Origin of the sequence: Mycobacterium sp., assembly GCF_008709575.1 — a bacterium.
Taxonomy (GTDB): domain Bacteria; phylum Actinomycetota; class Actinomycetes; order Mycobacteriales; family Mycobacteriaceae; genus Mycobacterium.
The window spans coordinates 1-700 of the sequence record NZ_VYIK01000339.1; the positions used below are offsets into that span (position 1 = coordinate 1).

The window sequence follows — 700 nt, forward strand, 5'->3', positions numbered from 1 at the left end:
GCGCCGATGCGCCGCGACTTTTTCTCGCCGCCGCGGCGAGCGTTACGCCAGCGTCGCGGTCGCTAGGAGGCCTCTGAACAAGGAAGCGTGGCAGGGCGGGAAGAACGCCGACAAGGCCGTTTCTTCGGCAGTAGGTCAGACCTGATTGGTCGACAGCGTGGTCGTTCTTCCCGCCGATTCCAGTTTGGGTGAGGTCGTCGAGATGGGCACGGGGGTGGGCCGTGGCCGTCAGGCCAGGGCCCAGGCCCCGTCTGTGCGGGTCAGGCCGCTATTGATGAGTGTGCGCAGATTGATTGCGGCGCAACGCAATCGCAGCCAGGCGTGGTTCTTCTCGACGCCGTGGTAGCGCAGTTTGATCCGCCGTCCACGGTTGGTGGCGGTCCAGGCGACGATCCGCTCGGCTGTCGAACGGGTGGGGTAGGCCTGCTTGAACTCCGGCGTGCGGGCTTGTGCTCGTGCGTCGCGCAGCAGCTGCTCGTGCGGGTGGATGCTCATCGTACGACCGTCTTTAGCCGTGGTGCAGCGGGCTCGCAGCGGGCACTCGGCACAGACCGCGCCGAAACTCACCGTGCGCTTGGCGGTCATGGTGCGGGTATGCCCGCCCGGGCAGGTGACGGTCCCGGCCCGCTCGTCGATGCTGAAGTCATCGAGGGTGAACCCACCTGGCACCGCGGGGATCAGCGGCTTGGGCTTGATCACG

The 700-nt window shown here is 67.0% G+C and carries 1 protein-coding gene; it reads right to left on the reverse strand.

The window, feature by feature from the left end; all coding sequences use genetic code 11:
- Positions 1-228 precede the first annotated feature (228 nt).
- On the reverse strand, positions 229-700 hold a 472-nt coding region (locus F6Q13_RS18815; RefSeq protein WP_293059756.1), incomplete at its 5' end, for a transposase.